Here is a 23,914-nt window from a genome sequence, read left to right as displayed (position 1 = left end):
TCACGGTCTGTGTAGACCTCACGCCGAGGCTTGGCGCGCCGCATCGTCCGCAGCGGCGAGCATCCCAACGTCGCGGTACCGAGCCGAAACCTCGGCCAGCGCCGCACCATCCCCGGCCGCCAACGCGCGGGCATGATCCAACGTCAGCTGCCCGAACACGCAGTCCAGATCCACCCTCGTCAGCGCGTCGACGGCCCGGGTGTCGCCCAGCCGCACGCCGTCGTGCAAGGCCCGCAGCATCACCGCGGATTGGCCGCCGCGCTCGGCGGCCTTGGCGGCCTCGCGCGCCGCGGTCACCGCGCCCACCGAATCCTTGCGGGCAGAGCAAGTCCAGGCTCGGGCCAGTGCCAACTCAGGTGCGAACAGCATCGACTTGAGCCCGTGCCGGGACTCCGCACGGGACAGTGCTTTTCCAGCCTCGACCGGCATGCCACGCTGACCGACGGCCTGCGCCAACAACATCCAGGCCAATGGTCCCCAGGAATACCCGGTCGGTGCCAGTGCGGCGGTTGCCTTGCGCAACAACGCAATCGCCTCGTCGAAACTGCCGCGGACCAGCAGCACGTCGGCCATCAACACCTCGCCGATGGCGCGGCCGGGCTGCAGCAGCTGGGTGAAATCGGTGATGCTCTTGGCCATTTCCTGCGCCTGGTCCAGCTGGCCGGTCATCATCAGCGCCGTGGTCTGGCCGAAGCCGCTGGTGAACCGCAACAGGCCCGGATGCCCTGCCGCGAGTGCACGGTGTGCCATCGCGTCCACCTGATCGAACTGGCCGATCCGCGCGCAACTCAGCGCTGCCGTCGACCCGGCCCAACCGACCGCGGTGTCATCGGCGGCAGGGGAGGCGAGTACTTCCAGTGCCAGTCCCAAAGCCCGTTGTGGCGCACCGGCATTCATCGCGAAAGTGGCCGCCAGCGCGTCGAGCGTGATCTGGGCCGTCGGTGTCGATACCCGGCGGCGGGTGGCGCGCAGGAACGCGGTGGCGCGTTCGGGCTCCGACAGCATCCAGAACTGATTGGCCGCCTGCGGCAGTGCCCACGCCATCAACTGGTCCTCGGTCAGGTCGGCGGGGTCGATCTGCGCCAGGACGGCATCGGCCTCACGGCCGCGGCCCTGCCAGGCCAACGCGTACGCCAGGGTGAGCAGCCCCTGGAATTCACCACCCGACGCCGTCGCGGCCCGCGCCAGTCGCTCACTCAATTCCAGGTCGCCCAGTCGAAGTGCCTCGCCGGCAGCGTCCACGAGTTCGGCCGCGGGCAGTGGGGAGTCGCTGTCGAGCGCCAGCACCGCCACCCGCAGCCGGTCCACCACACCGGGGCGGGGCGCCGCAGACAGCTGCTCGACCAGCGTGCTGCGCAGCCGCCGCAGGCCGGGCCCGCCGATCGTGGCGCGTATCGCGTTGAGAAACAGCGGATGCACACAACGCGCCACCGCCTCGTCGACGCACACGACGCCGCACTGTTGTGCCTCCTGCACCGCCTCGGTGCTGGTCAGGGCTGTCAGATCGGCAAGTGGCAGCGGATCGTGCACCGCCAGTTGACGCAATACGGCTCCCGCACCGTTGGGCAGATCGGCGAGAAACGTGGCCACCTGATCGGCCAGCCGGGCGTCATCGTGGCCCGGCGGGGAGATGTCGACACGACTCACCAAGCCGTCACCCCACAACGCCGCGACGTCATCGGGTGCCTGTGCCGCGGACGCGGTGACGATGAGTTTGGCCGCGCCGCTCACCGTGAGTTGGTACACCAGGGCTGCCGACAACCGGTCCAGCAGGTGCGCGTCGTCGACGACCAGCAACAGGTCGGACCCGAGCGCCTCGCGCGCGGATCGCAGCACTTCGGCGGTCTTGCCCGCCGAGGGGATATCGATCAGGTGCGCCACCGCGGCGAACGGGACCGCCGCAGCCGATTCGGTGCCGGCGATCCACACGACCCGGCGGAAATCGCTGGCGAGATGTTCGGCCGCGGTGCGGGCGACGGACGTCTTGCCCACACCGGCCGGGCCGAGAAGAGCCGCGCCGCGGCGCTCGTGCAGGCCGGCCTCCAGACCGTCGAGCACGCGGTCACGCGGTGCGATCACCCAGTCGACAGCCATCCACCGGATCCTATGGCGGGGGGTGGCCGTTCAACGCCGAATCGAGGTCCGGGTGCGCCGACACCGCGTCGTCCAGGCCGCATTCGGTGATGATCCGCCTGATGCTCTGCTGACGGATGACCAGCCGGACCGTGATCCCTTGCTGACGGCTGTCGACGGTCTGCTTGGCCAGGGCGACGAGTGCCCCACAGCTCATGAAGTCCAGGAATCCGGCGTCGACGATGAGCATCGAGGATTCGGGCGCGGCAGCTGCCGACTCGCTGAGCATGCGTTGCCAGGCGGATTCGTTGTGGGCATCGACCTGTCCGGAGACCTGAACGATGAGGCCTTCGGGTGTGGTGCGAGCCGTCCAGTGCAGCTCGTGATTCTGCTGGGTCGATTCCACGGTGAAACCGAGCATAACCGCCGAAGTTTACGTTGTAAACGCCCCTGTTCGGGTGCCTGGTCAGGAGCCTGACCACGTTTCGATGCGGTCGAGCAGGGCCTCCAACGCGTCCTCGAACTCGTCGGTGCTGTGGTCCTCGGCCAGCATCGATTGCAGCCGACGCAGGTTCGGGTAATCGGCCAGCGACGTATCGGGCCGTGGCTCGGTGTCGAGCACGGCCTCGTCGGGACTGAGTGCGACACCGCGGGCGGACACCTCGAGCAGCAACTGGCCCACCAGGAATGTGGTGTACGTCCGGTACGCGGCCACGGCGGCGTCATCGCTGAACCCGTAGGAGATCAGTGTCTCCAGGAACGTCTCCATCCAGCGCAGGCTGCGCAGCGGCGGCCGCACCCACGGGGCTTCCGGGGCCTCAGTTGCCACAAGTGGGAACACCTCGGGGTGTTCGATCGCGATCTGGCGCACGCCATGGCCGAGCCGGAGCAGGAAGTCCTGCCAACCATCCTCCTGGCGGCGGGCGGCGAGCTGATCGGCGTAGAGGCGGTCCACGATGTGGTTCACGATGCCGGTCAGCAGGTCACCCCGACTGTGCACATAGCGGTAGAGCGCCATCGCCTCGACACCGCAGGCCGTACCCAGCCGTCGCATGGTCAATTTCGTCAGACCGTCGCGATCGATCAGCCCGATCGCGGTGTCCAAGATGAACTCGCGGCTCAACCGTGTCGGTTGATCGACATCGTCAGTCACCAGGATCGTCCCTCCACGTTCCGTTCAGTCTCCCTGCGAGCCGGGGCTGAGTCCATCACCGGCGGACATTGCCCACCCGTCATCGGCGGTTCACCAGCACCCTCTAGTTTGTGTAGGTGTCCGGTGAAACTGACCGCGAGTTTGCGGTGTGTGTCTATTGCGCTTCGGGGCCTACCCATCCCGAGCTGCTGGCATTGGCCAGTGAGGTCGGGGTGGCGATCGCCAAGCGCGGATGGACGTTGATCTCCGGCGGCGGCAACGTCTCGGCCATGGGTGCGGTCGCCCGTGCGGCGCGCTCGGCGAACGGCCGCACGGTCGGCGTGATCCCCAAGGCGCTGGTGCATCGTGAACTCGCCGACGTGGACGCCGAAGAACTCGTGGTGACCGACACCATGCGGGAACGCAAGAAGGAGATGGAGGACCGCTCCGACGCGTTCATCGCCCTGCCCGGCGGCATCGGCACGTTGGAGGAGTTCTTCGAGGCCTGGACGGCGGGCTATCTGGGGATGCACGAGAAGCCCGTCGTGCTGCTGGACCCGTTCGGCCACTACGACGGATTGTTGAACTGGTTGCGTGGGCTCGTCGACTCCGGCTATGTGAGCAGCCAGGCCCTCGACCGGCTGATCGTTGTCGACGAGGTCGCCGCAGCGCTCGACGTGTGCGCGCCGCTTATGTAGAACCGGCGGTAACGCCCGGTTACCCGCGCGGCTATGGTGTTGCCCACACGAGGGCCATCTCGAGACCCACACAACGCGCAGGGGGAGACCGCATGACCGACCAGAAATCGGGCACCAGGAGCAGCGTCGGCCTACTCGACCTCGCCAGCCAGGTACCCGGTCTGCTGATGGACGCGCCGGTCATCGCGCGGGGCGTCCTCACCGGAATGATGGCCCGGCCGACGGCCAAGACCTCGATCGGCAAGGTGTTCCAGGAGCGGGCTGCCCAGTACGCCGACCGGGTTTTCCTCAAGTTCGGCGACGAGCGCATCACCTACCGCGAGGCCAACGAGACGGTCAACCGCTACGCGGCGGTGCTGGCGGCCAAGGGCGTCGGCCACGGTGACGTGGTCGGGGTGATGCTGCGCAACTCGCCCGACGCGGTGCTGCTGATGCTGGCGATCGTCAAATGCGGCGCGGTCACCGGCATGCTCAACTACAACCAGCGCGGCAAGGTCCTGGCCCACAGCATCGGGCTGCTCAATGCCACGGCAGTGGTCGCCGAGTCCGACCTGATCGAGCACATCAGCGAATGCGGGGCCGAGCCCAACGGCCTGATCACGGTCGAGGAGCTGCGTCGGCTCGCGGCCACCGCGCCGACCACCAACCCGGCCAGCGCGGCGGCCGTACTGGCCAAGGACAAGGCCTTCTACATCTTCACCTCGGGCACCACCGGCATGCCTAAGGCAAGCGTCATGAGCCACTACCGCTGGCTGCGGGCCCTGGCCGGATTCGGCGGCCTGGGACTGCGCCTGCACAGCGATGACACCCTGTACTGCTGCCTGCCGCTCTATCACAACAACGCCCTGACCGTCTCGATTGGATCGGCGCTGAACTCGGGGGCCGCACTGGCCCTGGGCAAGTCGTTCTCGGCATCCCGGTTCTGGGACGAGGTCATCGACTACGGCGCGACCGCGTTCGCCTACATCGGCGAGATCTGCGGCTACCTGCTCAACCAGCCGCCCAAGCCGACCGACCGGGCGCACAAGGTCCGCGTCATCGTCGGCAACGGGCTGCGGCCGGCCATCTGGGATGAGTTCACCCAGCGGTTCGGCATCCCGCGGGTCTGCGAGTTCTACGCCTCCAGCGAGGGCAACACCGCCTTTGTCAACGTCTTCAACGTCTCCAAGTCCACCGGCATCTGCCCGAGCCCCGTCGCATTCGTCGAGTACGACGCCGCCAGCGGCGAACCGGCCCGCGCCGCCGACGGCCGGCTGCGCAGGGTGAAACGTGGCGAGCCGGGGCTGGTGCTGTCCAAGATCAGCGCGCTGCAGCCGTTCGACGGGTACACCGATCCGTCGGCCAGTGAGAAGAAGCTGGTGCGCAACGCGTTCAAGGACGGCGACGTCTGGTTCAACACCGGCGACCTGATGCGTTCTCAGGGGCTGGGCCACGCCGCATTCGCCGACCGGCTCGGTGACACCTTCCGGTGGAAGGGCGAGAACGTGGCCACCACGGAGGTGGAGGCCGCGCTCGCCGGGGACCCGGTAGTCGACGAGTGCACGGTGTTCGGTGTCGAGGTGCCCGGTGCGGGCGGCCGCGCCGGCATGGCCGCCATTCAGCTCAAGGCCGACCACGAGTTCGACGGGAAGGCGATCGCCGACGCGTTCTACGGACACCTGCCGGCCTACGCCGTGCCGTTGTTCGTTCGCGTCGTCACCGAGCTGGCCCACACCTCGACGTTCAAGAGCCAGAAGGTGGACCTGCGCAAGCAGGGCTATGGATCGGAAATCAAGGACCCGGTGTACGTGCTGTCAGGCCGGGCGGACGGCTACGTGCCGTTCTACCCCGAGTACCCCGACGAAGTGACGGCCGGTCAGCGGCCCAAGTAGTAGACGCCAGGTTCCGCGCCGATTTCTACGCCTGGGTTGTCGATCGTGTCGGGCGACGACCAACAGGTAGAAACGGCGCGGAATCTGGCGCCAATGCTGCCGTGCATGCCGCACCAGGCACTATGGAGGCGTGTTGTCGACGTGCAATGGCCTGTTCTGCGGGCGCCCGGTCGCGGGTGACCGTGCGCTGATCATGGCGATCGTCAACCGGACGCCGGACTCGTTCTATGACCGCGGGGCCACCTTCACCGACGACGCGGCCAAGGCCGCAGCGCAGCGGGTGATCGACGAGGGCGCCGATGTGATCGACGTGGGCGGGGTCAAGGCCGGCCCGGGCAGCATGGTCGACGCCGAGGAGGAGATCGCCCGCGTCGTGCCGTTCATCGAATGGCTGCGCACCACCTATCCCGACCAGCTGATCAGCGTCGACACCTGGCGCGCCGCGGTGGCCAAACAGGCCTGTGCGGCCGGAGCCGACCTGATCAACGACACCTGGGCGGGCGCGGATCCCGGGCTGCCCGAGGTTGCCGCCGAATTCGGCGCCGGGCTGGTGTGCTCACACACCGGCGGCGCCGTGCCGCGCACCCGGCCGTTCCGGGTGAACTACGGGATCACCGAACGCGGTGTCGTCGACGACGTCATCGCCGAGGTGACCGCCGCGGCCGAACGGGCGGTAGCAACGGGTGTGCCGCGAGACCGGATCCTGATCGACCCAACCCATGATTTCGGTAAAAACACTCATCACGGTCTTAGTTTGTTGCGCCACGTAAAAGATCTTGTTAAGACCGGATGGCCAGTCCTGATGGCGCTGAGCAACAAGGATTTTGTCGGGGAGACTCTGGGTGTGGATCTGACCGAACGCCTGGAGGGCACCCTGGCCGCGACGGCGCTGGCCGCCGCAGATGGTGCCGCGATGTTCCGGGTACACGAGGTCGGACCCACGCGGCGCGTGCTGGAGATGGTCGCGTCGATCCAGGGAGTGCGGGCACCCGCACGAACAGTGAGGGGACTGGCATGACTGCACTGCCTGAACTGGATGTCACCGATGGAGTGGTGGGCCACCGCTGGCTGACCGACCACAGCTGGAACCGGCCGAGCTGGACCATCTCCGAACTGAAGGCCGCCAAAGCCGGCCGTACGGTCTCGGTGGTGCTGCCCGCCCTCAACGAGGAAGAAACCGTCGCCTCCGTCGTCGAGACCATCACCCCGCTGCTGGGCGGGCTGGTCGACGAGCTGATCGTGCTCGATTCGGGTTCCACCGACGACACCGAGATCCGCGCGGTCGCCGCGGGGGCCCGGGTGATCAGCCGTGAGGTCGCGCTGCCCGAAGTTGAGCCGCAGCCGGGCAAGGGCGAGGTGCTGTGGCGGTCGCTGGCTGCCACCACGGGCGACATCATCGCCTTCGTCGACTCCGACCTGATCGACCCCGATCCGATGTTCGTTCCCAAGCTGCTGGGCCCGCTGCTGACCACCGACGGTGTGCATCTGGTCAAGGGGTTCTACCGGCGGCCGCTCAAGGTCAGCGGCGCCGAGGACGCCAACGGCGGCGGCCGGGTCACCGAACTGGTGGCGCGCCCGCTGCTGGCCTCGCTGCGCCCCGAGCTGAACTGCGTGTTCCAGCCGCTGGGCGGCGAATACGCGGGTACCCGCGAGCTGCTGACCTCGGTGCCGTTCGCGCCCGGCTACGGCGTGGAGATCGGCCTGCTGGTCGACACCTACGACCAGCTCGGCCTGGATGCCATCGCGCAGGTGAACCTGGGCGTACGGGCGCATCGCAACCGGCCGCTGACCGAGCTGGCATCGATGAGCCGGCAGGTCATCGCGACCCTGCTGTCGCGCTGCGGGATCGCCGATTCGGGGGTGGGGCTGACGCAGTTCTACGCCGACGGGGACGACTTCACCCCGCGGGTGTCGTCGGTGTCGCTGGCCGACCGCCCGCCCATGGTGACCCTGCGCCCGCGCTAGGTGTCGTATGCGTGAGGCAGTATCGAGGACGTGACACTGATACTGCTGTACCTGGTGGTGCTGGTTCTGGTGGCCACGGTGCTGTTCGGTCTGGGCAGCGTCATCTTCGGCCGGGGTGAGACGCTGCCGCCTCTTCCGCGGGGGACGACCGCCACGGTCCTGCCTGCCTCGGGCGTCACCGGTGCTGATGTGGATGCCATCAAGTTCGCCCAGGTCGTACGCGGGTACAAGACCAGCGAGGTGGACTGGGTGCTGGATCGGCTGGGCCGCGAACTCGATGCGGTCCGTGGGGAACTGGCGGCAGTTCGCGCGGCCTACGGTGTGCCCGCCGACTTCGACGACGATGACGACGATGACGACGATGACCTGACTGTCGGCACCGCCGACGCCGAGGTGTCGGCCACCGCAGGCGAGGTCCGCACCCCGGAGGAGCCATGACCGACGACGGCCGGATCCGGTGCGGTTGGGCGGTCCAATCCAGTAGTGCCGCCGCGGGCGACACTCTGTACCGCGACTATCACGACACCGAGTGGGGCCGGCCGCTGCGGGATTCCGGCGCGCTGTTCGAGCGGATCAGCCTGGAGGCCTTCCAGAGCGGGCTGAGCTGGCTGACCATCCTGCGGAAGCGGGAGAACTTCCGCGCCGCATTCGACGGGTTCGACGCGGCCACGGTCGCGAAGTACACCGACGACGACGTCGAGCGGTTGATGGCCGACACCGGCATCGTGCGCAACCGGGCCAAGATCCTCGCGACCATCGCCAATGCCAGGGCAGTCACCGAGCTCGACGTCGATTTGGGTGAGCTGCTGTGGTCATTCGCCCCACCGGCCCGGCCGCGGCCCGCTGACCTGGCCCAAGTGCCTGCGGTGACCACCGAATCGACCGCCATGGCCAAGGAACTCAAGCGCCGGGGCTTCAAATTCGTCGGCCCCACCACGGCATATGCGTTGATGCAGGCCACCGGGATGGTCGATGACCACATCGCGGCCTGCTGGGTCCCGGCACAATAATTGTGACCGGTAAAACATGCCTTCGGTCGGTATCCGACGGGTCTTTGCACAACCATCGCCGCGGATAAGGAACAATAGGGGTAGTTCAGTAGCATTTCAACGCCGGGTGTCGCCAACGAGTGGGCGGCTTCGGCCCCAACCTGGCCCGCTGACGCGGGTCGGCGAAGTTGGAGGGAGCACTCGATGGCGGCGATGAAGCCCCGGACTGGTGACGGTCCACTGGAAGCAACCAAAGAGGGGCGAGGGATCGTGATGCGAGTACCGCTGGAAGGCGGTGGGCGCCTCGTTGTCGAACTGACTCCAGACGAGGCCGCTGCGCTGGGCGACGAACTCAAGGCCGTCACCAGCTGATCGACCTCGCAAGGTGTCCGCTCAGGCGGACACCTTGCGGTATATCTCCAGGGTCTGCTCAGCGATGTGCGCCCAGGAGAATTCTGCGATGCAGCGCTGGCGTCCTGCCTCGCCGTACTTCCTGGCGGTTTCCGGCTCGGCCACCAGTGAGTTGACCGCGTCGGCCAGCCGCATCTCGAAGAAGCGTGGGTCAGTCGCGTCGTAGTGCACGAGAAGCCCGGTCTGCCGGTCGGCGACGACCTCGGGGATGCCGCCGACGTCGGAGGCGACCACCGGCGTCGAGCAAGCCATCGCTTCCAAATTCACGATACCCAATGGCTCGTACACCGAGGGGCACACGAAAACCGTTGCAGCGGAGAGTATTTCGCGGATCTTGTTGATCGGCAGCATTTCGCGCACCCAGAACACGCCGGTGCGGGCCCGGGCCAGTTCGGCCACCGCCGAGGACACCTCCGCCGCGATCTCAGGGGTGTCGGGGGCGCCGGCACACAACACCAGCTGCACCTCGGGGCTGAACCGGTGGGCCGCGGCCACCAGGTGGGCCACGCCCTTCTGGCGGGTGATGCGCCCGACGAACGCCACGATCGGGCGGCTCATGTCCACCCCGAGCTCGGCGAGCACCGAGTCCTGGTCGGCCGGCGAAGTCGGGTACCAGACGTCGGTGTCGATCCCGTTGCGCACCACATGGACCCGGTTGGGATCGAGCGCCGGGTACGTGCGCAGCACGTCGTCACGCATACCGGAGCTCACGGCGATCACCGCGTCGGCCGCCTCGACCGCGGTGCGCTCCACCCACGAGGACACCCGGTAGCCCCCGCCGAGCTGTTCGGCCTTCCACGGGCGCAGAGGCTCCAGTGAATGCGCGGTCAGCACATGGGGGATGCCGTAGAGCAGACCGGTCAGGTGCCCGGCCATCCCGGCATACCAGGTGTGCGAGTGCACCACCGTGGCCGCCGCCGCGGAGTTGACCATGTTGAGGTCCGCCGACAATGTCGACAGCGCCGCGTTGGCCCCGCGCAGCGCAGGATCGGGCTGCGCCACGAAAGCCCCGTCCCGCGGGGCTCCCATGCAATGGACGTCGACTTCGCAGAGCTGACGCAACTGCGCGACAAGTTCGGTCACGTGCACACCGGCACCGCCGTACACCTCGGGTGGATATTCCCGAGTCATCATGGCCACCCGCATATCCGAGACGGTAGTAGGTCGCCGTGGGTCCAGCTACACGCCGCACACTTCTGTTGCCATTGGCTGGCCGCGGTGCTGGTTGGCGGATAGGTTTGGACGCATGAGGGAGTTGCCACATGTGCTGGGCATCGTTCTGGCCGGGGGAGAGGGCAAACGGCTGTATCCGCTGACGGCCGATCGCGCCAAGCCGGCAGTTCCCTTCGGCGGCGCCTACCGGCTGATCGACTTCGTGTTGTCCAATCTGGTGAACGCCCGATATCTACGGATCTGCGTTCTGACGCAATACAAGTCGCATTCATTGGACCGTCACATCAGCCAGAACTGGCGCCTGTCGGGCCTGGCCGGTGAGTACATCACCCCGGTGCCGGCCCAGCAGCGGCTCGGCCCGCGCTGGTACACCGGATCGGCGGATGCGATCTACCAGTCGCTCAACCTGATCTACGACGAAGACCCGGATTACATCATCATCTTCGGTGCCGACCACGTGTACCGCATGGATCCCGAGCAGATGCTGCGGTTCCACATCGACAGCGGAGCCGGCGCAACCGTCGCCGGGATCCGGGTGCCGCGCGCGGAGGCCAGTGCGTTCGGCTGCATCGACGCCGACGACTCGGGGCGCATCAGGGACTTCGTGGAGAAGCCCGCGGATCCGCCGGGCACGCCCGACGATCCCGAACAGACCTTTGTGTCGATGGGCAACTACATCTTCACCACCAAGGTGCTCATCGACGCGATCCGCGCCGACGCCGACGACGACCACTCCGACCACGACATGGGTGGCGACATCATTCCGCGGCTGGTGTCCGACGGGATGGCGGCGGTCTACGACTTCAACAACAACGAGGTGCCAGGGGCCACCGAACGCGATCACGGTTACTGGCGCGACGTCGGAACGCTGGACGCGTTCTACGACGCGCACATGGATCTGGTGTCGGTGCACCCGGTGTTCAACCTCTACAACAAGCGCTGGCCGATCCGCGGTGAATCGGAGAACCTGGCGCCGGCCAAGTTCGTCAACGGCGGTTCGGCACAGGAGTCGGTGGTCGGTGCCGGAAGCATCATTTCGGCTGCCTCGGTGCGCAACTCGGTGTTGTCTTCCAACGTCGTGATCGATGACGGCGCCATCGTGGAGGGCAGTGTGCTGATGCCCGGGGTCCGGATCGGCCGCGGGGCGGTGGTGCGCCACGCGATCCTCGACAAGAACGTGGTGGTGGGTCCGGGCGAGATGGTCGGCGTGGACCTCGACAAGGACCGGGAACGGTTCGCGATCAGCGCGGGTGGTGTGGTCGCCGTCGGCAAGGGTGTGTGGATCTGACCCGTCTGGACGTCAGTCCGGGTTCATTCCCAGGGGTCGACCGCGGCCGGTCGGGGTGCCGCATTGCTGCGGGCGTTGACGCCGATCTTGGCCTCGCCCCGTCGCTTTCGCCACCGCCAGAGCCGGAAGGCGCCCCAGATCAACACCAGCAGCGCCACGAGCACCAGGATCGGTAGCAGGATCGCCACGAAGACCAGACCGACGCTCGTGACGTCTTCGACGGTGGACAGCACGGGTGCGGCGACCCCGGCAGTGGCGACGTTGGCGGCTGGTCGCACCGTCGACTTGGTCAACGACACGACCAGAGCGGTGACGGCGCCGATCGCCACCGGAATCCATTGGCCGGAATGGGCGAATGCGCCCGGGTCGGCCACGGCGGCGGTCTGGGACGCGGTGCCCGATCCGAACACGATGCCGCCCGCGGTCGGGCGGATGAAGGTCTGGATGGTGTCGTTGACGGAGTCGAGCGCGGGGATCTTGTCGGCGACCACTTCGACGATCAGCAGCACCGCGACGATCGCCATCACCCAGCCGTTCTCCAGCCAGGACCATCCCGACGGCAGTGACACCAGATGGGTGAAGCGTGACAGCAGACCCAGCGCCAGCAACGGGATGTAGGCATTGAGCCCCGCCGCAGTCGCCAGGCCGAAGCCGGTCAACAGTTCCATCACTGCAGTATGCGGCTAACTCGCACTGGTGCCGGGCGGTTCGCCGTTATCCGCTCTGGGTCGCGTTGCGCCAAGCCAGCGGGTTCAGTTCGCGGTAGGGATCCTCAGCCCGGAGGGTCAGCAGTTCGTCCAGGCTCTGCTCCAGCGATTCCTGGGTGCGCTGCTTGACGGTGGCCACCCAGTTGTCGTTCGCCACCCGTGCCGGTTTCGCGGTGCCGATCGGCTCGGCGAAGCGCAGATACATGCGCTGCGGCCGCGGGATCAGGGTGGGGCCGAGGCCGCGGACCAGCGGTATGGCCATGTCGCGCTGACCGGTCAGCTTCTCGCCGACGGTCCGGCTGAGCCGGCCCAGCCAATGGTCACGGGTCGTCACTCCCACGTAGACGTCGTCGCCGCCGACGAGCGCCACGGGGACGATGGGATAGCCGTGTTCGACGGCGACGCGCGCGAATCCCGCGCGGCCCTCCCAGCGCAGTTTGTATTGCTCGCCCTTGAACTTGCCGATCTCGCGGCCACCGCCGGGAAACACCATGACCGGCTCGTCGTGTTGCATCAGTTCGCCGGCGCCCTCGGGTGATCCGACGACGGCCCCGCACGCCGCCATGAGGTCGGAGACAGGCCGGGGCATGTCACCGAACCGGCGGTCGGTGAGTGGCCGTACCCGTATCCCGATCTCGCGGCGCACCACGTACGGGATCAACAGGGTCTCGGTACCGAACTGGGTGTGGTTGCCCACCAACAGAAATCGTCCGTCGCGGGGCAGATTCTCCAAGCCGTCCACATAGGGCCGGTAGAGATTGACCAGCGGGTCAACGCCGTCGGCGACGGTCTCGACCGCGCGGCGCAGGGTCTGGACGTGGCTGGGTTGATTCATGATCTCGTCGATCTTGGTGACGGACATCGCCGCGGCTCCTCGGGCTGTGTTGATTCGAGTAGGGCTGGTGCCGTCCGGTCGGGGGATTCGCCGATGCGTTCGGACCTGTTGGCACCACGGTACCGAACGAACTAGTTCGTCTGGTTATGATTCTGCTGTGAGAAGCACGACGGAACTGCGTGGTGAGATCCTGGCGGCGGCGCGCGCCGAGTTCGCCCGGTACGGACTGGCCGGGGCGAGGATCGACCGGATCGCCCGTGCCGCACACGCCAGCAAGGAACGCCTCTACGCACACTTCGGTGACAAGGAGGCCCTGTTCCGCGAGGTGTTCGCCGCCGACGGGGCCGAGTTCTTCCGATCGGTCACCCTGCGTGCGGACGATGTCCCCGAATTCGTCGGGGACATCTACGACCTGGCCTGCCGTCGGCCCGAGCATCTGCGCATGATCACCTGGGCCCAGCTGGAGGGTTTCACCCTCGATGAGCCCCAGGCCGACGGCGCACCCGTGCACGCGCAGGCGGTGGCCGCCATCGAGGCGGCCCAGGCCGGCGGCCACGTCGACCCGGCCTGGAACCCGGCCGATCTGATCGCGATGTTGTTCGGGATCGGCCTGGCGTGGGCCCACCTACCGCATCCCGACGCGGCCACCGATGATCCGGCCGTCCTGACCTCGCGCCGGGCGGCCGCCGTCGAAGCCGCCACCCGCGTCGTGGCTCACCAGACGTAGGGCAGAAGCCGGTCGCGGACCTTCCGGGCGTACGCGTCGTAGCCGTCGAGCTCGGCGCGCAGCAGCTTCTCCTCGTCGACGATGCGCATGGCGAGTACCGCCATGCCCGGGAGCATGAACAGCAGCCCCCAGTACGAACCGAGGGCAAGCGGGATGCCGGCCATCATGACGACGTTTCCGGCGTACATGGGATGGCGGACGAACCGGTACAGGCCGGTGGTCACCACGGTTTGACCGGACTCCACGATGACGTTGGCGGCCGCGTAGCTGTTCTGGCTCACCACCAACATCGCGATCCCGAGTCCGGTGGCCACCAACGCGTTTCCCACCACCGACACCCAGGCGGGCACCACCGACCAGCCGAACCGGTGGTCCAAGACGCTCACGATGATCATCGCCGCAAGGAACGTGAATGCCAGTGCGCTGGCGATCTTCTGCACCGGTCTGGTCTCGGCGGCCGGTCCGGCCCGCATTCGTCGTCGCAGTGCGTCCGGATTGTGCACCGACAGGTATCTGCTCGGAACGAGGGTGGTCAAGGCGAACACCACGATGAATGCCCACCCCTGCCAGTAATGGAACGTTCCGGCCGGGCCGAACACCAGCGCACCGAATACGACCAGTCCGATGACGGCCGACACGGCGGTCAATAGACCGATTTTCACCTCACCCTCCTCACCAGACGTAGGGCAACAGCCGGTAGGGGACCTTCTGGGTGTACTCGTCGTAGCCGTCGAGTTCGGCGCGCAGCATCTTCTCCTCGTCGGCGATCCGTACTCCGAAAACCGGTATCGAGACGATGGACACGAGCAACGCCCAGTAGGACCCCAGCGCCAGCGGGGTGCCGAACATCATCAACACCGCGCCGAAGTACATCGGGTGACGGACCAGTCCGTAGAGACCCGTAGAGACAAGCTGTTGTTCGTCCTCCACCTGGATGCTGGCGCCGGCGAAGCTGTTCTGGAAGACCACTGTCTGCGCCAGGACGAGGCCGACCGCGACCAGGGCGTTGCCGAGGACGACCACCGCGGTCGGCACGCTGGACCAGCCGAACCGGTGGTCGAGGGCGCTGAGGACGAACGCTGCGACGGCCGAGCCCGTGACGGCCCAGATGACGATCTTCTGCACGATCCTGGTTTCCGCGGTCGGCCCGCCGTGTAGGCGCCGCTGCAGGGCCGCGGGGTCCTTGACGGCGAGGTACATGCTCGGCACCACGGTGGTGGCCATGAACACGGCGATGAAAACCCAGGCCTGCCAATAGTGGAACGTGCCGGCCGGCCAGAACAGCGTCGCGGCGAAGAATGCCAGACCGAGCACTCCCGATGCGATTGCCTGAAGTACGAGTTTCACCAGTTGTCTCCTATCGGGTTCACACCGCGTCACGGTTGCGATAGATCCAGCCCGCAACGGCTGCCAAAGCCGTTGCGGCGATGAGCATCACCACCAGTGCCATGGCGGGGAACTGGCTCGGCACGGTGGTCTGCCCCACCGGGGACAGCTCGATCAGCCATCGCGGCAGCCGCAGCAGCGCCCCGAGATACAGCGCGGTGATCACGAACGTGACTGCCAGCCAGGCGATCCAGGGCGCGCGCAATGCCACGGCCAGCGCCGCGACCGAGGCCACCACGGCCAGCGCGGGCAGAAAGGCCAGCGCGGCCAGGGTGAGGCGGATGATCGTGCCCGGCTCGCCGAGCGTCAGTCCGGCGCCCAGGCCGTTGCCCAGGCCGGCGCAGAACATCAGGATCGCCGCCCCCGCCAGTGCACACCACACCGCACCCAGCAGCCACCGCCACCGCGACACCGAACCGGCCAGCACCGGCTCGCCCAGCCCGTTCTGCTCGTCGGCGTACACCCGCAGCACCACCGAGGCGACGTACGCGCTGGCCGCCGCGGCCAGGAACTGGGTCATGGTGGTGTAGATGCCGTCGTTGCCCGTCGTGGACAGCAACCGGGCGATCAACTCGTTGGTCTTGGCGGCATCGAGCAGCGCCTTGGTCATCGAGCCGAATACCAGCCCAGCCGCGAACAGTCCCGCCGCCCAACCTATGGTCTGGCCGCGCTGCAGCGTCAGGTGCAGCCGCAGCGGGCCGGTGATCGTGGGCGCGTCGGGCTTCTCTCCCGTCGATGCGATGGTGCCCGCGTCGTATTGACGACGACTCTCCAACACCGCGGCCAAGGTCATCAGCCCGACGGCCAGGATGACCAACAGCCCGAACGGCCACCAGCGCAGATCGGTGAACGGACGCATCTGCTGTGCCCACGCGATGGGGGAGAACCAGCTCAGGGCGCTGCCGGAGTTGTTGATGACGTCCCCGGCCCCGCGTACCAGCGCGGCCACCGCGAGCGTCCCCATCGCTGCGCCCGACGCGGTGCGGGCCTGGCGCCAGAGTTGGGCGGTCACGGCGGCGACCGCGCCGAACACCATGGCTACCCCGGTGATGCCCAGACACATGGCGGCGGTGTCGACCACCGCGAAACCGGTGGATGCCATCGCCAGGGTCATGGTGAGTGCCAGCACGGCGTTGAGCCCACCGACCAGGATCAGTGCGGCCGCGGTCCGGGCGTACCGACCCACCACCGAGGAGAGCACCAGTTCGGCGCTGCCGTTCTCCTCCTCGGCCCGGGTGTGGCGAATCACGGTGAGAATGGCCAGGATCGAGGTCGCGATGGTCAATGTGAGAGTCAGCTCGTTGGCCATCATCACGCCGAGGTCGGTCTCGTTGACGCCGAACATCGGGCCGCCCAGCATCGTCCCGGCAGGTGTCTTGAGAAGGTTGACCCGGGCCAGCCTCTGCTCCTCGCCGGGGTAGGCCAACCGAATAGCGTTGGGCGCGTACACCATCATCAGGGTCAGCGCGCCGGCCCACACGCTGAGCCGTACCCGGTCCCGGCGTAGCGCCAGCCGCAACAGTGTCGCGGTACCGGTGAACGGCGATGTGGTACTGCGGACCGGACCGGTGGGCCTGACCGGAGCGCTCGCGGTGGTCACCGGCTCGCCTCCTGGTACTCGCGCAGGAACATGTCCTCCAGGGATGCCGGTGCGACGGTGAGATCTTCGATTCCGAGGTCGGCCAGGTGCTCCAGGACGAACTCCAGTTCGGCCCGGTTCACCGAGAAGCTCACTGTGCCATCGCGGCTCGTGAAGTCATGCACGTACGGGGTGTTCTGCAGTGCGCGGCCATCGGAGCGGGTGCGCGCCGTGACCTTGGTGCGCATCAGGTGCCGCAGTTCGGCGAGGGAGCCGGAACGCACCGTGCGCCCGGACCGGATGATCGTCACGTTGTCGCAGAGCTTTTCCACTTCGGCCAGGATGTGGCTGGACAGCAGGACCGCGGCGCCCTGGCCGGCGACCTCGGCCACACACTGCTGAAATGCCCTTTCCATCAACGGGTCCAGTCCTGATGTCGGCTCGTCGAGAATGTAGAGCTCGGAATGGCAGCTGAACGCCGCGACGATGGCGACCTTCTGCCGGTTGCCCTTGGAGTAGGTGCGGGCCTTCTTGTGCGGGTCCAGTTCGAACCGTTCGATCAGGTCGTCGCGGCGCCGGGTGTCCACGCCGTTGCCGCGCAGCCGGCACAGGAAGTCGATGGCCTGCATGCCGGTCAGGTTGGGCCACAACGTGACATCGCCGGGGACGTAGGCGATTCGGCGGTGTAGGGCGACCGCGTCGCGCCATGGGTCGCCGCCGAGCAGTCTCGCGGAACCCCCGTCGGCGCGCAGCAGACCGAGCAGCACCCTGATCGTGGTGGACTTGCCCGCGCCGTTGGGCCCGAGGAAGCCGGTGACGTCGCCGGGGGAGACCGTCAGGTTCAGTCCATCGAGGGCCTTGGTGTGCCCGAAAGACTTTGACAATCCGCGGATTTCGACGGAGTTGTTCACGCTGGCTCCTTGGTGTCGGTCTTGGTTTCGGTCTCTGAGCTGAACGGGATGCCTTGTTCGCGTTGGTGCAGGAACGCCTCGTACATGGTCGAGTCGGTCATCAGGCCCTCGGTGTAGAGCTCAAGGGCGGGCAGCATCATGTCTTCGCCGTAGTCGCGCAGCACCCGGCGCAGATCCGTTGGGTCGTCATGCATCTGGAGGTACAGCAGAAACCCGCCGCCACTGCAGATCGCCATGAACCGCGCCCGGGCCCGCGGGTCGCGGCTGGGTTTGAGCACTCCGGTGCGAACGCCCTCTTCCAGGTATTCCTCGGCGTTGGCAACCATGGTGCGCCAGAATGTCGTCGCCAGGTCACTGCCGGACTGCATGCTGCGGACCAGGTAGGCCATCAGCGGCGCATAGGACTCGATCTCGGACATCTGGGCCAGCCAGGTCGCGGGGTCACTGCTCTGCAGGGATTCGGTCTTGGCCTCGCGCACCACCTCTGCCACGTAGGCGTCGCACGCCTTGCGTAGCCCTTCCTTGGAGCCGAAGTGGTGGATCACCAGGGCGGCGCTGACGCCGGCGGCCTCGGCGATGGTGCGCAGCCCCACGCTGAATCCGCGCTGCCCGTACTGCTCGATCGCGGCGTCACGGATCCGGGCCATCGCTGTTCGATCATCGACTGAACGCATGTTTAATACACTAAACATGCGTTCAGTTCGCGGTCAAGGGGATGCCGCGTCAGGAATCTGTAAAGAAAAATCCGGCCTCACCCCAAAGCGAGGGGTGAGGCCGGGAGGGAAGCGAGGAAAGTCAGTCTCGAGCGGCGGCCAACAGGCCGTCGCCCAACGGGATCAGCACCGGGGTGAGTCGTTCGTCCTCGGCGATGAGCCGGGCCGCTTCGCGCACGGCGCTGACCTCGGCATCATTGGCCGAGGCGTCGCCGGCCCGGCCGCCGAGCGCGGCCCGGTGCAGCACGATCGCGCCGCCGGAACGTAGGAGGCGCACCCCCTCGGTCACGAACTGCGGCTGGTCGATCGGCTCGGCATCGATGAACACCAGGTCGTAGGACTCGTCGGCCAGGCGGGTCAGCACCTCCTGGGCGCGCCCGCTGATCAGGCGGGTCCGCCCGGGGCCGACACCGGCCTCGTGGAACCCCTGCTTGGCGATGCGCTGATGCTCGGGTTCGACGTCGATCGTGGTCAGCACGCCGTCGTCGCTCATACCGGACAACAGCCACAACCCGCTGACGCCGGCGCCGGTGCCGACTTCGACGACCGCCTTGCCCCCGGTGAGCCGCGCGAGCACGCTCAGCAGGGCTCCCACCGCCGGGGTTACGGCGCCTGCGCCGAGTTCTTCGGCCCGCTCACGCGCAGCCGCGACGATCTCGTCTTCGGAGATCGACCGTTCGGCATGCGTGACGATCGCCTCGGCGTGACCGGGGTTGGAGCTGACCATGCCCGCAGCGTAGGCCAGACCCCGGGGGCGCCGTCGCGACACGCCCGTGCGTGGCGGTTATCACCGACGGATATTCGCTGGTTCGGGCAGGTGACCGGACGTATCGTCGGCATTCTCAGGGAAAGTTCAGATTGCTCATATATCCGCCACACCGGGATCAGGAACGGTATCCGCATGGAACACGGCGCCCGCTGGCGCACTGCCCAGCACAACCAGGACAGCAATCGGAATAACGAAGTGATCAGTCGTGTTGAGCTGAGTGAAATCTGTGATCAGGAGGATCCGACGAGCACCACCGCTGTTACCTCGAACCCCGCCACCCAACACGCCCCGGTGTCAATGGCACATCTGGAGCAGTTCACCGCGGGCGAGTGGGTCGAGCCGTCCGATGAATTGACCGGTACCGCGGTTTTCGACGCCACCGGCGACCAGGCCGCCATGCCGTCATGGGACGAGCTGGTGCGTCAACACGCGGACCGGGTGTACCGACTGGCCTACCGGCTCTCGGGTAACCAGCACGATGCCGAGGACCTGACCCAGGAAACCTTCATCCGGGTGTTCCGCTCGGTGCAGAACTACCAGCCGGGAACCTTCGAGGGGTGGTTGCACCGCATCACCACCAACCTGTTCCTGGACATGGTCCGTCGCCGTGGCCGCATCCGGATGGAAGCGCTGCCCGAGGACTACGACCGGGTGCCCGCCGACGACCCGAACCCCGAGCAGATCTACCACGACTCGCGGCTGGGGGCCGACCTTCAGGCCGCGCTGGACTCACTGGCGCCGGAGTTCCGCGCCGCGGTGGTCCTGTGCGACATCGAGGGTCTGTCCTACGAGGAAATCGGTGCCACGCTGGGCGTGAAGCTCGGAACCGTGCGCAGCCGCATTCACCGCGGTCGTCAGGCGTTGCGCGATTATCTGGCGAAGAACTCGCCGGAAACCGCCAAATCCGCCTAGCGGTGGTTGGTGTCCAGCGCGCTCGGTCGCGCTACATTCGGGTCAGGACATTTGGTCGTGGCGAGAGGAGCTGGGCGATGGTCGACCCGGGACATGTGTTCCGTCGGGCATTCTCCTGGCTGCCCGCGCAGTTCGCTTCCCAGAGCGGTGCGCCGGTCGGCGCGCCTCGCCAGTTCGGTTCCACCGAGCACCTCTCGACCGAGGCCATCGCGGCCTTCGTCGATGGTGAGCTGCGGATGAGCGCTCACCTTCGGGCCGCACACCACTTGTCCCTGTGCCCGGATTGCGCGGCCGAGGTCGATGCCCAGGGCCAGGCCCGGGCCGCATTGCGGGACTCCTGTCCGATAGCCATTCCGAATTCCCTGTTGGGACTGTTGTCGCAGATACCGCACCACAGCCCGCAGCCTTCGGCCGAGGTCGATGAACAGCCTCCCTTTGCTGATGACCCGACGCAGAGTCGGCGTAAGCGCCGGTAGGCTGGACACAAGGCGATCAGTGACCGGCGTCGGCCTATCTGGCTGGGGCGGGCGCTCCAACAGAGAGTGATACACCGGTGACCAACCAGGACCAGTCCGACGAGAGCGGCCGTCTGGAACCGCGCCCTGTCGAGCGGCCTCCCGTCGACCAGTTGTCGCAGCGGACGTTCGGCCGTCCCACCGGCGTCGATGGCTCGTTCCTCGGTGCGGACAAGTACCAGGACCAGGGCGAGTACGCCCCCAAGGACCAACCTCCGGATCCGGTACTGGCCGAGGCGTTCGGACGTCCCGGGGGTGCCGGTGACTCACTGCAGCGCCACCCCACCGACGCCGGCGCGCTGGAGGCCGAGAAGTACGCCGGTGACGACGATTTCGACGATCCCTGGCGCGATCCGGGCGCCATGCCGGCGCTGGGCGTACCCGCACAGGCCCCGGCCGCACCCGTGATCGTGGCGGCCCCGATCGGCAAGCTGGGCGCCCGCGAGGTGCTGTTCGGCGGCCGGGTGTCGTGGCCGTCGCTGTTCATCCTGTTCATCGTCGCCGGATTGATCGCCTTCATCGGCGGCTGGGTCGGGCAGAAGACGGCAGGCACCGTGCAGGCGTTCACCACCTCCAAGGTGACGCTGGAGACCGGTGACCTCCCGTCGCCGGACGCCGGCCGGTTCGCCACGGTCGCCGCGGCGGTCGAGGACTCGGTGGTGACCATCGAGGCCAAGAGCAAGACCGAGGGCTCACAGGGCTCCGGCGTCGTCGTCGACGGCAAGGGCTACATCGTCACCAACAACCACGTGATCTCCGATGCCGCGAGCAAGCCGGCGGACTACCAGATCACCGTCGTGTTCAACGACGGCAAGGAAGTACCGGCCAACCTGGTCGGCCGTGACCCCAAGACCGACCTGGCGGTGCTCAAGGTCGACAACGTCGACAACCTCGTCGTGGCGCGGATGGGTGATTCCGAGAAGGTGCGCGTCGGCGAGGAAGTCATCGCGGCCGGCGCCCCGCTGGGGCTGCGCAGCACGGTCACCCACGGCATCATCAGCGCGCTGCACCGGCCGGTGCCGCTCTCGGGTGAAGGTTCCGACACCGACACCGTGATCGACGGGCTCCAGACCGACGCCTCGATCAACCACGGCAACTCCGGTGGCCCGCTGATCAACATGTCCTCCGAGGTGATCGGGATCAACACGGCCGGAAAGTCGTTGTCGGACAGCGCCAGTGGCCTCGGCTTCGCGATCCCGGTCAACGAGGTCAAGCAGGTTGTCGAGAACCTGATCAAGGACGGCAAGGTCGCGCATCCGACGTTGCTGCTCAGCGCCGTCACGGTGAGCAACAGCGTGGCCTCGGGTGCTCAGGTCCGCAACGTCAACGCCGGTGGCCCGGCCGACAAGGCCGGCATCCTGGAGAACGACGTCGTGGTCAAGGTCGGGGACCGCAAGGTCGCCGACGCCGATGAGATGGTGGTTGCGGTACGTCAGCTCAAGATCGGGCAGGAAGCCCCGATCGAGGTGCTCCGCGACGGTCGGCCGATGACGTTCATGGTCACGCCGATCGGCGACGATCAAAAAGCGCAGTAGCAATGTTTGCGAACATCGGGTGGGGAGAGATGTTGGTCCTGGTGATCGCCGGTTTGGTGATCCTGGGGCCCGAGCGCCTGCCCGGTGCAATCCGATGGACATCGAATGCCCTGCGTCAGGCACGTGACTACGTCAGCGGTGCCACCAGCCAGTTGCGCGAGGACCTCGGCCCGGAGTTCGACGATCTTCGACAGCCCCTTGCCGATCTGCAGAAGCTGCGCGGCATGACCCCGCGGGCCGCGATCACCAAGCATCTGCTCGATGGTGACGACTCGTTCCTGACTGGTGCCTTCGATGACCGCAAGACGGACCAGCCGTCGGTGCCGGGCGACCGGCCGGCGGATGCGCTCAACGGGCAGCCCGCGGCCGAACCGCCCGCCACGCCGGCAGACAAGCCGGCCGGCACGACGTTCGACCCCGACGCCACCTAGCGGCGGGTGGTATCCAGACCCAGCGACATCCCGGCCAGGCCGCGTTTGCGGGCCGACAATCCCTCGGCGATCTTGCGCAGCTCGGCGCCTGCCGCTGACTCGGGTGCCGACAACACGAGCGGCACACCGGAATCACCGGCCGCCACGAGCGCCGGGTCCAGCGGAACCTGGCCCAGCAGCGGCACCTCGGCGCCCACCGAGCGGGTCAGCGAGTCGGCCACCTGACGGCCGCCGCCCTCACCGAACAGTTGCATGACCGTGCCGTCGGGCATCTGCAGGCCCGACATGTTCTCCACCACGCCCGCGATGCGCTGGCGCGTCTGCAGGGCGATCGCACCGGCCCGCTCGGCCACCTCGGCGGCAGCCATCTGCGGAGTGGTCACCACCAGGATCTCGGCACCCGGGATCAACTGGGCCACCGAGATGGCGATATCGCCGGTGCCAGGTGGCAGGTCGAGCAGCAGCACGTCCAGATCGCCCCAGTACACGTCGGCCAGGAACTGCTGCAGGGCCCGGTGCAACATCGGCCCGCGCCACACCACAGGGGTGTTCCCCTGGGTGAACATCGCGATCGAGATGACCTTCACGTCATGGGCGATCGGCGGCAGGATCATCGAGTCGACCTGCGTGGGCCGGTCGCCGGTGCCCATCATGCGCGGCACCGAATGGCCGTAGATGTCGGCATCCAGCAGGCCGACGGACAGCCCGCGGGCGGCCATCGCGGCGGCCAGGTTGACTGTCACGCTCGACTTGCCGACGCCACCTTTCCCGGAGGCCACCGCGTAGACCCGGGTCAGTGAGTTGGGCTGGGCGAACGGGATCACCGGCTCGCGGGAATCGCCGCGCAGCATTTTGCGCAATTCGCCGCGCTGCTCGTCGTTCATCACGTCCAGGCTCACCTTGACGGCGCCGGTGCCGGGAACGTCGGTGACGGCAGCCTTCACCAGGTCGGCGATCTCGTTCTTCTTGGGGCAGGCCGCGGTGGTCAGGTAGATCTCGACGTGCACGCCCTGGTCGGCCTCGATCGAGATGTTCTTGACCATGCCAAGTTCGGTGATCGGCTTCCGCAATTCGGGGTCGATCACCTTGGCCAGCGCGGCGCGAACCGCGGATTGCAGCTCAGTGGCAGATTCGGACATCACCGCCGAGTCTACGGCGACGGCACTGCCACCAGGATTCAGCCCGGCCTCAGGCCGGTCCCGGGGCGGGCCCAGGGGCCGGTCCGGGCATCGGACCGAGTACCGGTGCCGAAGGCGCAGCCTCGATCGGCGGGCCAGCCGGAGCCGGAGCCGGG

26 protein-coding genes are annotated in these 23,914 nt (G+C 67.4%); 13 read left to right on the top strand and 13 right to left on the bottom strand.

Annotated elements, in window-relative coordinates; all coding sequences use genetic code 11:
• Window positions 1–18: 18 nt before the first annotated feature.
• From EYZ64_RS23860 to EYZ64_RS23850, 3 genes are read right to left on the bottom strand one after another with little or no spacing between them, the layout of a single operon-like run.
• Complete coding sequence (locus EYZ64_RS23860) at window positions 19–2,094, bottom strand: AAA family ATPase (RefSeq protein WP_135457303.1); 2,076 nt, start codon at window positions 2,092–2,094, stop codon at window positions 19–21.
• A gap of 10 nt (window positions 2,095–2,104) precedes the next feature.
• On the bottom strand, window positions 2,105–2,494 hold the full coding sequence (locus EYZ64_RS23855) for an anti-sigma factor antagonist (RefSeq protein ID WP_135457301.1): 390 nt from the start codon (window positions 2,492–2,494) through the stop codon (window positions 2,105–2,107).
• Between the two features lie 45 nt (window positions 2,495–2,539).
• Complete coding sequence (locus EYZ64_RS23850) at window positions 2,540–3,226, bottom strand: TetR/AcrR family transcriptional regulator (RefSeq protein WP_210115563.1); 687 nt, start codon at window positions 3,224–3,226, stop codon at window positions 2,540–2,542.
• 116 nt (window positions 3,227–3,342) lie between these two features.
• Here EYZ64_RS23850 and log point away from each other — a divergent pair, with 116 nt between their 5' ends.
• From log to EYZ64_RS23815, 7 genes are all read left to right on the top strand, one after another.
• Window positions 3,343–3,903, top strand: a complete 561-nt coding sequence (gene log / locus EYZ64_RS23845; RefSeq protein WP_135457299.1) for a cytokinin riboside 5'-monophosphate phosphoribohydrolase — start codon at window positions 3,343–3,345, stop codon at window positions 3,901–3,903.
• Window positions 3,904–3,995: 92 nt separating this feature from the next.
• Window positions 3,996–5,774 (top strand): long-chain-acyl-CoA synthetase FadD6, encoded by a 1,779-nt coding sequence (fadD6, locus tag EYZ64_RS23840; RefSeq protein ID WP_135457297.1) that lies wholly within the window; start codon window positions 3,996–3,998, stop codon window positions 5,772–5,774.
• A 193-nt stretch (window positions 5,775–5,967) separates the two neighbouring features.
• Window positions 5,968–6,792: a dihydropteroate synthase gene (gene folP, locus EYZ64_RS23835; protein ID WP_135460211.1), complete on the top strand. Its 825-nt coding sequence runs from the start codon at window positions 5,968–5,970 to the stop codon at window positions 6,790–6,792.
• Entirely contained in the window at window positions 6,789–7,739 is a 951-nt protein-coding gene (locus tag EYZ64_RS23830; RefSeq protein WP_167857942.1) for a glucosyl-3-phosphoglycerate synthase, read from the top strand. The genes folP and EYZ64_RS23830 overlap by 4 nt, the downstream gene beginning before the upstream one ends.
• A gap of 30 nt (window positions 7,740–7,769) precedes the next feature.
• Window positions 7,770–8,177, top strand: a complete 408-nt coding sequence (locus EYZ64_RS23825) for a DivIVA domain-containing protein (protein ID WP_135457295.1) — start codon at window positions 7,770–7,772, stop codon at window positions 8,175–8,177.
• The gene (locus EYZ64_RS23820; RefSeq protein ID WP_135457293.1) at window positions 8,174–8,749 is read left to right on the top strand and encodes a DNA-3-methyladenine glycosylase I; all 576 of its coding nucleotides are present in this window, start codon (window positions 8,174–8,176) and stop codon (window positions 8,747–8,749) included. The genes EYZ64_RS23825 and EYZ64_RS23820 overlap by 4 nt, the downstream gene beginning before the upstream one ends.
• A 183-nt stretch (window positions 8,750–8,932) precedes the next feature.
• The gene (locus tag EYZ64_RS23815; RefSeq protein WP_003885506.1) at window positions 8,933–9,100 is read left to right on the top strand and encodes a DUF3117 domain-containing protein; all 168 of its coding nucleotides are present in this window, start codon (window positions 8,933–8,935) and stop codon (window positions 9,098–9,100) included.
• A 21-nt stretch (window positions 9,101–9,121) separates the two neighbouring features.
• Here EYZ64_RS23815 and glgA read toward each other — a convergent pair whose 3' ends face one another.
• Window positions 9,122–10,285: a glycogen synthase gene (gene glgA / locus EYZ64_RS23810; protein ID WP_135457291.1), complete on the bottom strand. Its 1,164-nt coding sequence runs from the start codon at window positions 10,283–10,285 to the stop codon at window positions 9,122–9,124.
• 100 nt (window positions 10,286–10,385) lie between these two features.
• Between glgA and glgC the strand changes: the two genes are divergently transcribed.
• Window positions 10,386–11,600 carry a glucose-1-phosphate adenylyltransferase gene (glgC, locus tag EYZ64_RS23805; protein ID WP_066898792.1) on the top strand — a complete coding sequence of 405 codons (1,215 nt, stop codon included), beginning with the start codon at window positions 10,386–10,388 and terminating at the stop codon, window positions 11,598–11,600.
• Between the two features lie 23 nt (window positions 11,601–11,623).
• Here the strand turns inward: glgC and EYZ64_RS23800 are convergent, their stop codons facing one another.
• Complete coding sequence (locus EYZ64_RS23800; protein ID WP_135457289.1) at window positions 11,624–12,268, bottom strand: DUF4126 domain-containing protein; 645 nt, start codon at window positions 12,266–12,268, stop codon at window positions 11,624–11,626.
• Window positions 12,269–12,314: 46 nt separating this feature from the next.
• Window positions 12,315–13,169 carry a lysophospholipid acyltransferase family protein gene (locus EYZ64_RS23795; protein ID WP_135457287.1) on the bottom strand — a complete coding sequence of 285 codons (855 nt, stop codon included), beginning with the start codon at window positions 13,167–13,169 and terminating at the stop codon, window positions 12,315–12,317.
• A gap of 130 nt (window positions 13,170–13,299) precedes the next feature.
• Here EYZ64_RS23795 and EYZ64_RS23790 point away from each other — a divergent pair, with 130 nt between their 5' ends.
• Window positions 13,300–13,869: a TetR/AcrR family transcriptional regulator gene (locus EYZ64_RS23790; protein ID WP_135457285.1), complete on the top strand. Its 570-nt coding sequence runs from the start codon at window positions 13,300–13,302 to the stop codon at window positions 13,867–13,869.
• Here EYZ64_RS23790 and EYZ64_RS23785 read toward each other — a convergent pair.
• The 6 genes from EYZ64_RS23785 to EYZ64_RS23760 all read right to left on the bottom strand — a co-directional run bounded on the left by EYZ64_RS23785 (window position 13,857) and on the right by EYZ64_RS23760 (window position 19,185).
• Window positions 13,857–14,531: a methyltransferase family protein gene (locus EYZ64_RS23785; protein WP_135457283.1), complete on the bottom strand. Its 675-nt coding sequence runs from the start codon at window positions 14,529–14,531 to the stop codon at window positions 13,857–13,859. The two genes, EYZ64_RS23790 and EYZ64_RS23785, sit on opposite strands and share 13 nt — an antisense overlap.
• A gap of 10 nt (window positions 14,532–14,541) precedes the next feature.
• Window positions 14,542–15,216 (bottom strand): methyltransferase family protein, encoded by a 675-nt coding sequence (locus tag EYZ64_RS23780; protein ID WP_135457281.1) that lies wholly within the window; start codon window positions 15,214–15,216, stop codon window positions 14,542–14,544.
• Between the two features lie 19 nt (window positions 15,217–15,235).
• The gene (locus tag EYZ64_RS23775) at window positions 15,236–16,855 is read right to left on the bottom strand and encodes an ABC transporter permease (RefSeq protein ID WP_135457279.1); all 1,620 of its coding nucleotides are present in this window, start codon (window positions 16,853–16,855) and stop codon (window positions 15,236–15,238) included.
• The gene (locus tag EYZ64_RS23770) at window positions 16,852–17,745 is read right to left on the bottom strand and encodes an ABC transporter ATP-binding protein (RefSeq protein WP_135457277.1); all 894 of its coding nucleotides are present in this window, start codon (window positions 17,743–17,745) and stop codon (window positions 16,852–16,854) included. The genes EYZ64_RS23775 and EYZ64_RS23770 overlap by 4 nt, the downstream gene beginning before the upstream one ends.
• On the bottom strand, window positions 17,742–18,419 hold the full coding sequence (locus tag EYZ64_RS23765) for a TetR/AcrR family transcriptional regulator (RefSeq protein ID WP_135457275.1): 678 nt from the start codon (window positions 18,417–18,419) through the stop codon (window positions 17,742–17,744). Before EYZ64_RS23765 ends, EYZ64_RS23770 begins: the two co-directional genes overlap by 4 nt.
• A gap of 121 nt (window positions 18,420–18,540) precedes the next feature.
• Window positions 18,541–19,185 carry an O-methyltransferase gene (locus tag EYZ64_RS23760; protein WP_064932061.1) on the bottom strand — a complete coding sequence of 215 codons (645 nt, stop codon included), beginning with the start codon at window positions 19,183–19,185 and terminating at the stop codon, window positions 18,541–18,543.
• Window positions 19,186–19,359: 174 nt separating this feature from the next.
• Here EYZ64_RS23760 and sigE point away from each other — a divergent pair, with 174 nt between their 5' ends.
• From sigE to tatB, 4 genes are all read left to right on the top strand, one after another.
• The gene (gene sigE, locus EYZ64_RS23755; protein WP_353653690.1) at window positions 19,360–20,139 is read left to right on the top strand and encodes an RNA polymerase sigma factor SigE; all 780 of its coding nucleotides are present in this window, start codon (window positions 19,360–19,362) and stop codon (window positions 20,137–20,139) included.
• A gap of 77 nt (window positions 20,140–20,216) precedes the next feature.
• Complete coding sequence (gene rseA / locus EYZ64_RS23750) at window positions 20,217–20,615, top strand: anti-sigma E factor RseA (RefSeq protein ID WP_135457271.1); 399 nt, start codon at window positions 20,217–20,219, stop codon at window positions 20,613–20,615.
• A gap of 77 nt (window positions 20,616–20,692) precedes the next feature.
• Entirely contained in the window at window positions 20,693–22,189 is a 1,497-nt protein-coding gene (htrA, locus tag EYZ64_RS23745; RefSeq protein WP_135457269.1) for a serine protease HtrA, read from the top strand.
• A 2-nt stretch (window positions 22,190–22,191) separates the two neighbouring features.
• Window positions 22,192–22,620, top strand: a complete 429-nt coding sequence (tatB, locus tag EYZ64_RS23740; protein WP_135457267.1) for a Sec-independent protein translocase protein TatB — start codon at window positions 22,192–22,194, stop codon at window positions 22,618–22,620.
• Here the strand turns inward: tatB and EYZ64_RS23735 are convergent.
• A complete protein-coding gene (locus tag EYZ64_RS23735; RefSeq protein ID WP_167857941.1) occupies window positions 22,617–23,759 on the bottom strand; it encodes an Mrp/NBP35 family ATP-binding protein in 1,143 nt (380 codons plus the stop codon). The two genes, tatB and EYZ64_RS23735, sit on opposite strands and share 4 nt — an antisense overlap.
• Between the last annotated feature and the right edge of the window lie 155 nt (window positions 23,760–23,914).

Source organism: Mycobacterium sp. DL99 (assembly GCF_004762045.1).
In the GTDB taxonomy this organism is placed as follows: Bacteria; Actinomycetota; Actinomycetes; order Mycobacteriales; family Mycobacteriaceae; genus Mycobacterium.
This window is presented reverse-complemented; position numbering and strand designations above follow the sequence as displayed.